General features: G+C 36.2%; 8 protein-coding genes and 1 pseudogene. 1 reads left to right on the top strand and 8 read right to left on the bottom strand.

The genetic code is table 11. The features are described 5' to 3' along the window. A partial coding sequence (locus KQJ19_RS20400; protein WP_216404057.1) for a hypothetical protein occupies positions 1-223 on the top strand: 223 nt, incomplete at its 5' end. On the opposite strand, the gene KQJ19_RS20395 is transcribed toward KQJ19_RS20400, so the two are convergent. The 8 genes and pseudogenes from KQJ19_RS20395 to wzm all read right to left on the bottom strand — a co-directional run. Next, positions 186-992 carry a glycosyltransferase family 2 protein gene (locus tag KQJ19_RS20395; RefSeq protein WP_169329988.1) on the bottom strand — a complete coding sequence of 269 codons (807 nt, stop codon included), beginning with the start codon at positions 990-992 and terminating at the stop codon, positions 186-188. The genes KQJ19_RS20400 and KQJ19_RS20395 overlap by 38 nt on opposite strands. Before the next feature lie 276 nt (positions 993-1,268). Then, positions 1,269-2,675 (bottom strand): NADP-dependent phosphogluconate dehydrogenase, encoded by a 1,407-nt coding sequence (gndA, locus tag KQJ19_RS20390; protein WP_169329987.1) that lies wholly within the window; start codon positions 2,673-2,675, stop codon positions 1,269-1,271. 127 nt (positions 2,676-2,802) lie between these two features. Beyond that, on the bottom strand, positions 2,803-4,779 hold the full coding sequence (locus tag KQJ19_RS20385; RefSeq protein ID WP_216404056.1) for a glycosyltransferase: 1,977 nt from the start codon (positions 4,777-4,779) through the stop codon (positions 2,803-2,805). A gap of 6 nt (positions 4,780-4,785) precedes the next feature. Further along, the gene (locus tag KQJ19_RS20380; RefSeq protein ID WP_216404055.1) at positions 4,786-5,946 is read right to left on the bottom strand and encodes a class I SAM-dependent methyltransferase; all 1,161 of its coding nucleotides are present in this window, start codon (positions 5,944-5,946) and stop codon (positions 4,786-4,788) included. A gap of 45 nt (positions 5,947-5,991) precedes the next feature. Beyond that, positions 5,992-7,140, bottom strand: coding sequence for a glycosyltransferase family 4 protein (locus KQJ19_RS20375; RefSeq protein ID WP_200049019.1), 1,149 nt, complete (start codon positions 7,138-7,140; stop codon positions 5,992-5,994). 9 nt (positions 7,141-7,149) lie between these two features. Further along, positions 7,150-8,229: a glycosyltransferase gene (locus KQJ19_RS20370; RefSeq protein WP_323667531.1), complete on the bottom strand. Its 1,080-nt coding sequence runs from the start codon at positions 8,227-8,229 to the stop codon at positions 7,150-7,152. Between the two features lie 17 nt (positions 8,230-8,246). Next, positions 8,247-8,999, bottom strand: a complete 753-nt coding sequence (gene wzt, locus KQJ19_RS20365; protein ID WP_000018742.1) for an O89/O101/O162 family O-antigen export ABC transporter ATP-binding subunit — start codon at positions 8,997-8,999, stop codon at positions 8,247-8,249. Between the two features lie 6 nt (positions 9,000-9,005). Continuing rightward, positions 9,006-9,318, bottom strand: a pseudogene (gene wzm / locus KQJ19_RS20360) (O89/O101/O162 family O-antigen export ABC transporter permease subunit); the annotation flags it as partial.

Below are 9,318 nucleotides of genomic sequence, written 5' to 3'. Positions count from 1 at the left end.
CAATAACACACCTAAGCGTATTGCACGGAGAAAATGGGCTACGATATATGCAATAGTAGGTACAATTAAAGTTGTCGTGAAACTGATGAAGTCATATTTCGTTAAAGAGTTGATTGAAAAATATATAAATGCCAGACTACCAACTATTGTGGGACATAGCTTTAATAGTGTCCTTCTAGATAAAGTCATTTTTGAAAATCCCTGTGGTGATGCTGTTCCATAATTGTAAAATTATAACTATTAAATTCGCGCCCAGAATAATTTTTAGTTAAGAATTTATTACGCATAAATACATATCTGAGTAGAATTTTTAAGACTTCACGAGACTGTTTAAATAATTTGACATTAGATATTTGGTCATCTTCACGCCAGGTAATTGGAAAGAATTCCATATCCCATTTCCAATTTACTGTTGCTAAAATCATAAAGTAATTAAATGTCAAATTATTAGCAAAACCTTGATATTGTGCTGAGTTTAAAGCTCTAACGCTGTACATGTTTAGACCGGAACCCAAATCAAAGAGCTTCCTCCCACATGCTATTGAAAATAAATTATTAAACACATAATTACCAAACGTCCGAAACAAAGAATAACCTTCTAATTTTGATTTCGGCATGAATCTTGCCCCAAGAAGGCAATCTTTGTCTCTGTGCTTACCTTCGATAATTAGTGGTAGGAGATCAGAAAGTGTTCCCTGATCATCACCATGCAAGACGATGATGTAGTCAAACTTATTATCTATAGCATATTGAAATGCAGCTTTGTGAGACCCCCCCAATCCATAATTATCGTTATTACGTACAATTGTTACTGGCACTTCAATTTTTTCCGCTGCTTCAGATGCCGCAAGTAAAGTATTATCTGTACTTTGGTTATCAACGACAATAATTTCATTTATTACTTTATTTATATTTAGACATTGATTGAGCACGCGAGGAATTTGTTTTTCACAATTATACGCAGGGATAAATAAAAGAATTTTGTCTTGCATTGATTTGCCCTAATAATATCAGAATTTATAATTATCAATAGTAAACAGACTATTACTAACAACCAAGAAATGGTTAATGTTATTTATAATTCAAATTTTAACCGAAGTAACCCAGATAAGATTGAATGTGATTTTAGAATTAATAAAATTGGTTCAGTTAAACTAAACTTGAAATAAAACAGCAATGACATTTATATCCAGGTTGTTATAAATGCTTACTTCAAAAAGACAGCAAGCATTTAATTTAACCCACATTTTTACTTGTTAAAAAAGTGGTTAATTAATCCATTCAGTATGATATACACCATCTTTGTCGATACGTTTATAAGTATGCGCGCCAAAATAATCACGTTGAGCCTGAATCAAATTTGCAGGAAGAACTTCTGCTCTGTAACTATCATAATACGCAATGGCAGCTGAGAATGTTGGTGCAGGAATACCATTTTGTACCGCATAGGCTACAACATCACGCAGTGCCTGCTGGTATTCATCAGCAATATTCTTGAAGTATGGGTCCAGAAGCAGGTTCGCGATCTTATCATTGTTAGCATAAGCGTCAGTGATTTTTTGCAAGAACTGCGCACGTATGATACAGCCAGCACGGAAAATCTTTGCGATCTCACCGTATTGCAGATCCCACTTATATTCATCAGAGGCAGCGCGCAATTGCGAGAATCCTTGTGCATAAGACACAATTTTCCCAAGATATAATGCACGACGTACTTTCTCAATAAATTCTACTTTGTCACCTGCAAGCTGAGCTTTAGGTCCAGTCAAGACCTTAGAAGCCGCTACGCGTTGGTCTTTCAGGGAGGAGATGTAGCGAGCGAATACAGACTCGGTGATCAGAGATAGCGGTTCGCCCAAGTCCAGAGAGCTCTGACTGGTCCATTTACCGGTACCTTTGTTAGCAGCTTCATCGAGGATCACATCGACCAGATATTTACCCTCTTCATCTTTCTTGGTGAAAATGTCTTTGGTAATGTCAATCAGGTAGCTGCTCAGCTCGCCTTCGTTCCACTCGGTGAAAGTGGTAGCCAGCTCTTCGTTAGTCAAGTTCAGACCACCTTTTAGCAAAGAATAGGCTTCTGCAATCAGCTGCATGTCGCCGTACTCAATACCATTGTGGACCATTTTCACGTAATGGCCTGCACCGTCAGCGCCGATATAGGTCACGCACGGTTCGCCATCTTCAGCAATGGCCGCGATTTTGGTCAATATTGGAGCAACTAACTCATACGCTTCTTTCTGACCGCCAGGCATAATAGACGGACCTTTCAGCGCCCCCTCTTCACCACCGGATACGCCGGTGCCGATGAAATTGAAACCTTCGGCAGACAGCTCCCGGTTACGGCGAATTGTATCCTGGAAGAAAGTATTGCCGCCATCAATGATGATGTCCCCTTTTTCCAGGTATGGCTTCAGGGAATCAATGGCAGCATCCGTACCCGCGCCCGCCTTCACCATTAACAGGATACGACGAGGAGTTTCAAGTGATTCAACAAACTCTTTTACCGTATAGTAAGGAACCAGTTTCTTATCCGGATTCTCAGCAATCACTTCTTCGGTCTTTTCACGGGAGCGGTTGAATACTGAAACGGTATAACCACGGCTTTCAATGTTGAGCGCCAGGTTGCGCCCCATTACTGCCATACCGACGACGCCGATCTGTTGCTTAGACATTATATACTCCTGTCAGGTGTTTATTGTGTATATACGTAATATACTTTTACTGTTGGCAACACAATACATCAATTTAATTTTATCAAGTTACCAACTTAATATAAATATTCGTGTCAAAACTGGTGGTTTAGAGTACTGAATCAAAGAATAATTTGAAATTTTGAGACTTAATACTCCAATCCCATTTTTTAATGGTTTCAAGATTTTCATTTGACAAGTTTCTGGTCAATGATTTTCTTTCAAAATAGAACTTTCTCAATTTTTCTTTTAATGCTTTTTGTGAACGCTCAGCGAGTAGCCATTCCTTTTGAAGAGGCCCAAAAGCATCACTAACTACACCAACATCTGTTGATATTACAGGTACCCCACAAGCCATTGATTCTAATACAGGGTTAGGTGTCCCTTCAATTTTTGAAGGACATACATAAAGGTCAATTCTTGCATAATAATTAACCATTTCAGCATGAGGAATAAAACCATTCTGTCGATCAGCTAATTCTAGTCTGATATTTAGACCTTCCATTTGGAGTTCCTCGATCGCTGGCTTTAATATTGAATGAAAACCTTTAAAGTCCTCAATATCACCGGCCCATTTTGAGTTACCAGCCCAACCTACAACAAGTTCACGATCTTGTATATTTTTGAAACGAGCTAAATTAACAGGCTTAAATAAAGTAAGATCCACTCCGTCTTCTGTAATTATTTTAGGGCTTGGATAACAAGTTATATCATTATATATTTTAAAAAGTTTAGATGAGCAAACACTATAAGCAACTATTTTGTTATTATAGAATGATTGCCGTTCCAGAATTTCATCAGGTGATAAAAAAAGATGATCATAGATAGTTGTTGTAAACTTCCGTCCTTTAATAAAACGCTCATCAAATTCTATATCATTAATCCCTATTTCTTTGTTGTAAAGTGTATAATAAGAATTATTTTGCGCTCTAATAAATTCACGCCAGAAAAAATGAACCAGATCACAACCCTCAGTCATCATTAAAATGTGATGCAAATTTGAGATTAATTGAGTAGGTATGATCATAAACTCATAATAACTACTCAGATTTTTCTTTAGTTGGTTTGCTATGTTCGCAAAAGCCCAGTTTTCAGCATCAATGATCAATGCAATTTTAGGCTTCTTGATTGGGAAATTAAATTCCTCAGTTATTGCCTGTGGTTTTGATAACTCTTTGAGAGTTTTACCGCAAATCGATCTAACTATATTGTCACTCAGCAACACGTTATATTTGTCATGAAAAGAGTTTAGAGAATCTGTTAACAATTTAGTGTTAAAGGGTTTATCTATTCTATTAGAGTCACGTTGTGCTGTCTCATGCTTTTCAATTATACTATTTTTACTATTACCAATGTACAACCCACTATTTCGCAACCTAATCGAAAAATCTATTACTTCAATACCAAAGCTTAGATTTTCATCGAAATAGCCGATATTTGAAAAAACAATATGATTAATTAAATGAGCGTTGTTTTCAAGGAATCCCGAAAAATAAAAAGGTTGTTGTTCAATCGAACTTTCAAAGACAATTTCGTTTACGTTTTTATCAAGCTTAATCTGATAATCACAATATTCTAGTATCAAATCACTATTCATTGAGATTCGATTAGAATCTTTACTAATCAAAATAGGAAAATTGTAACAACTACAAGGTTGATGTTTTAAATCATCATTAGCTAATATCAGCTCATCAAGGGAGAATAAGAAATTTAAAGAGATAAATAACACCCATTGTGTCTTTATCTCTTTCAGTAAAGTATTCTTGATTTTGGAATCAGTAGTTGAATCTTCAAAATAATTAATATGGATGTTTTTTTCGATAACAGTGGAATGTGCAGCCAGTTTTTCATGGGCATTATTTTTATTATACTTTACAGCTAAATGTACTTTTCCTAAAAATTCTTCGCTTACATATCCATGGCGCTTGATTTCCTCCACAGCATTCTTAGCATTTCCTTCAGTTATAATAATAATAGATAAATTTTTAAATTTCTTCTCTAATGTTTTTTCTTCTTGAGTTAAAATACCAATATCGTCTTTGTAGAGAAATATTGATTTAATAGAGGGAGCATGATTTCTTGTCATTATCATTCATCCATGAAATTTACGATAAATTTTCAGAACTAAATTTTTAGCAAATGTTGGTATATATTTTGACATTCTTAGATAACGATAATATCCAATTTTCATCACATCAATATTATAACTTAGCTCATTATTTTTATTTTTCAACTCAATTACCTGTTTATTTAAGTCGAAAGTTTTTTCTTCTGCTTGTCGTGTATTCTCATAAATTTGTTGCTGTAAAATGTCTTTTTGCAAATCCAGTTTTGAAACACTTTCTTTTAAAATCTTATTCTCAGAATCAGCTGCCATCAAAAAAAGTGATTTTCTTCTGAATTCAACTTCTAGTTCTTGTACCCTATCTCTTAACGCATTATTATCTTCTCTGAGCCGAGATATAATGTCATATTCAATGGCCTCAAATATCTTTTTATAGGCATCCATTCCGAACGGAATTATTCCGGATGAGAATGAAATATTGGAAGCGTTCCATATACCACAGTAGAAGCTACAGTTAGAAGTATCAAGTGCTTCAGTTGAACCATTCTCAATTATTAAACCACCTTCAGAACGATATTGTCTCATCCATGATGTCCCAAGCGGCAGGTATTCATTACTATCTAATGGAGCTGTTCCAAACCCCCATACCGTACTCCCAAGTCCCCAAGAAACATCATCGCCTAATACTGATTGCGTTAAAGTAGAAAAATCTTCAAACGTGTATTTACGAATATGAAAAGGATTCGACTCATTTTCAGTAGGAAAATACCAATAATCATTTGGGCATGTAATGTAAAAAATAGCATCTTCTTTAGCTACTTTTTTCATGGTTTTCAATAAAGCTTCAGGGTCTTGAACATGCTCGATTGTTTCTATTGAAACAACAACATCAAAAACATTTTCACCAAGTAACTTTGCTACTGATTGCGCATCACCCGCTATATATTCGACACCAGTTGAGGAAAATATCTGTTTTGCTTTCTCAATAGTCTCGACAGAAATGTCAACGCCAACAACCTTTTTGGCACCATATTGCATTAGAAGCGCGGAACCGTATCCTTCTCCACATGCGAGATCCAAAACAGTTTTATCTTTAATATGATTAAGTATATTAGCATACCTGGCAAGGTGAATCGCAGCCTCTTCTAATGGGTGTGCAGGTTTCATACCGAGATCTAAGCGTTCCATAAAATATCCTGTCTAGTGTACTGTAAGGCATGTTGTTTCATGCATTTAGAATTTTGTGATAGTGTTAATGGGAATATCCAAAATCGATAATAGATTTATATTTACAATTGATGAGTCAAAATTCATTTTTGCAATATTATAACTTGCTTCACCCATCTTTTTAATTTCATCAGGTTCATTCAAAAAATATATCATTTTATCAGCAAGTTCTTCTGCAGATTTAGGCTTAATCAAAAATCCATTAACACCATCAACCACTGTATCTCGGCAACCTGGCACATCGCTGGTTATGACAGCTCGGCCCATGGCCATAGCCTCCTGTGTACTTCTCGGAAACCCTTCACGCCAGGAAGGCAATACGAATACACTCGCTTTAGCAAGCCACTCCTGTACGTTATCAACATGACCAGGTAACTCAATGATGTTATTACATTTCAAATCATTAAGTCGTTCTATAGTTAAGCTTCCCGGGTTGTGAAGATCCAGATGACCCAGCATACAAAAATGAGTTTCCGGAAATTTATTTTTGACTATTTTTGCAGCCTCAATAAATTCATAAACTCCTTTTTCTTGCAAAAATCTGGCGACAAAAATGAAAGACACTGGATCCACAGGAGGTGGACAGTAGGGGTAATCAGACATATTTAATCCAATCCCCCCTAATATATGTACCTTTTTTACTTGGATTTTTTCATTAACTAAAAGATCTCGCTTATCATCCGCATTAAGCAAGATTAGACTTTCAATGTGTCTGAAACTCACTTTGTAAAGCGAAACCAATATTTTTTTTAGTAATTTAGTTCGTAATGAAACCTGCCCTCCAGAATTGGTAAAGAAAAAACCAAGACCTTCAAGCATCGCATATCGTTTTTGTATTCTTGCGAACTTTGCTGCTAAAGTACCAAAAATGGCTGGCTTTGAAAAATAAGAAAATGCCAAGTCTAATTTAAGTGATTTTAAAATTTTATATAATTTATAGGTGTTGATAACATCAGAAAATGGATTTAGCCCTGTACGACTGAAACAATAATGTACTGGTATAGCGCCAAATGATTTAACTTTTTCTTTTGTCACATCATCATAGTCAATTGCAAATGCATATACAACATGGCCATTTTTATGTAATAAATTAATCAGTTCTTTTCTGAATTGGATTAGACTTTCTGCTGTAGTACCGATTAATGCTATTTTCATAGGTGAGTTCTAAATTCTGTTTTTCTGTATGCACAGGTATATATCTTCCCATTGAGATACGATTTTTTTAGCAGAAAATTTCTCAATGACTCTTTCCCGAGCACGATAGCCGCTTCCTTTACGTTGTTCGATATCTAATGATTCAATCTGTTGCATCGCTGCAGTTAAGTGATGTACATCATTAACCGATATTGTTATGCCAAAATCCTGTCCATTTCCAATAATTTCCGCTGGCCCACCACAATCTGTTGCGACCACTGGTAATCCACATGCCATAGCTTCGGCAACGACAAGAGCAAAACCTTCATAGTCAGAGGCCAGCACAAAGGCATCGGAATCATGGTAATAATCAATAACATTATCCTTTTTTCCCAAGAGAGTAACTCGCTCGCTGAGAGAATTTTGATCGATAAATGTTTGCAATGTAAGCCGTTCTTCGCCCTCTCCAACTATGATGAGTTCACTATGTGGCAACTGCATCATCGCTTGCAAAATCAACAGTTGATTTTTTATTTTTACAAGCCGCCCAACTGTTATCCAGCGAAATCGTTTCCTGTCCTGTCTATCGATGATACAAAAATGATCAATATTGATACAATTATAAACAGTAAGTGTTTTCTCAGGTGGAAATACTTTGTCGTTAATAAATCGCTGCCGTGCCGCATCGCTAACAACTGTATTTAAATCACTTAATTTATTAGTCAAACGATAGAGCCAGTCTCTTGCACTGCCACCTTCACGAACGCTGTGTGCAGTACAAATAATAGATGAACGCCTTCCCAAGAGTGCTCTTACGAAACGTACCAAGATATTGGCATGAAACATATGCGAATGCACAATATCTGGAGAGTTTTGTCTGATCAACATTGCTAATTTAAATGCAGCTATAGGTAAAGCTAATTTTGATTTCATACCCAATGAAACAACTGGTATGTCATTACTGATTAGCTTATCAATCAAATCAACTGGTGGTGTAAGCGAAATTAATCGAACAGAATGCCCACTTTTTTGAAGCTCAAGAAGCAATTCGACAACCTGCATCTCAGCGCCTCCGACATCCATGCCTGTAATGACATAATCAATCTTCACTCATACCACCTATGTTTTTAAACTACGCTATCCATATATTTATTTAATACTTCTTCCGGATCTCCAATCATCTTTGGTTTACCACCCTCTAACCACAGAACTTTATTACAAGTTTTCAGAATGACATTGTTGTCATGGGAAGATAGCACAACAACCTTTGCCCTCTCCTGCAATTCCTGGAATCTTTTCTTTGCTTTATTTAAGAAAGAAGCATCGCCAGTCCCAATAATTTCGTCGAGTAAAAGTACATCTGGATCAACTGAAGTTGATACTGCAAATGCTAATCTCACGCGCATCCCGGTAGAGTAGACACGAATTGGTAGATTCAGGTAATCACCTAGTTCTGTGAAGCAAGCGATCTCTTCTATTTTGGATTCGATTTCTGCATTCGTCATACCAAGTAACAAACCGCGTAGTTTTATATTTTGGTATCCTGTGGAATCATCATCCATTCCTAGAGCGATATCCAACAGTGGAACTATCTTACCCTTTCTTTTAATTGTGCCGGAGGTTGGTTCATAGATACCAGCCAACAGCTTCAGTAGCGTAGATTTTCCCGCGCCATTGTTTCCAATAAGTCCGAGTTTATCACCTTCTTTCAGACTAAACGTCAAACCGTCTAATGATTTAACCGTAACCGTGCTGCTTTCTTTTTTTGAAGAAATAACACCGCGGGTTAAGTTAGCCACCTGCGATTTAAACGATCTACTTTTAGCGTCGTAAATGGGAAATTCGACACCCACATCTTTTAAGTCAATCAAATGAGACATAATAATTTACACCCAATATGCAATGCGATTTCTACATTTTGCAAATGTAATTAGTGAGATAACTGTTCCTACGCATGCAAGGATAATAGAATTATAATAGCAGTATAACTCGGGCATTTTCCCTACTAAAGGCGAGCGAATAATCTCGATAAACCAAGCAAATGGGTTTAACTTCAGCAGCAAGCTATATTTAGCCAACATTGTTCCAGAAAATAATATCGGCGTTATATAAAAGACAACCTGCATAAAACTCATGACCATTTGCGGAAAATCTCTAAAACGTACAGAAATTACTGCAAATAAAGTTGCAATCCAGATC

The organism is Citrobacter sp. S46_ASV_140 (assembly GCF_018919545.1).
GTDB lineage: Bacteria > Pseudomonadota > Gammaproteobacteria > Enterobacterales > Enterobacteriaceae > Citrobacter > Citrobacter braakii.
The sequence above is the reverse complement of the archived record's forward strand: the minus strand, read 5'-3'. Positions and strand labels throughout refer to the sequence as shown.